Here is a 396-nt window from a genome sequence, read left to right as displayed (position 1 = left end):
GGGGGCGGTGTCGAGGGGGTGGGGGGTGATGGTGGTGCCGGGGAGGTCGAGGGTGCCCTCGGCGTTGTTCTGGAGGACGAGCATGGTCTGGAAGAGGGGGTGGCGGGCGGCGCTCCGGTCCGGATTCAGCTTCTCCACCAGCTGCTCGAAGGGCAGCTCCTGATGGGCGAACGCAGCCAGGTCGCCTTCCCGGGTCCGGGCGAGCAGCTCACCGAACGACGGATTGCCCGAGGTATCCGTCCGCAGCACCAGCGTATTGACGAAGAACCCGACGATATCGTCCAACGCCTGATCGGTCCGGCCCGCCGTCGCGGTACCCAACGGGATGTCCGTACCGGCCCCCAGCCGCGTCAGCAGCGCCGCCAACCCCGCCTGAAGCACCATGAACAGCGTCGC

General features: G+C 68.9%; 1 protein-coding gene. It reads right to left on the bottom strand.

Annotated elements, in window-relative coordinates; translation table 11 throughout:
- The coding region (locus tag IF67_RS40080; protein WP_037840457.1) for a condensation domain-containing protein at positions 1 to 396 on the bottom strand (396 nt) is incomplete at both ends.

It is taken from the genome of Streptomyces sp. NRRL S-1813 (genome assembly GCF_000719605.1).
In the GTDB taxonomy this organism is placed as follows: Bacteria; Actinomycetota; Actinomycetes; order Streptomycetales; family Streptomycetaceae; genus Streptomyces; species Streptomyces decoyicus.
This window is presented reverse-complemented; position numbering and strand designations above follow the sequence as displayed.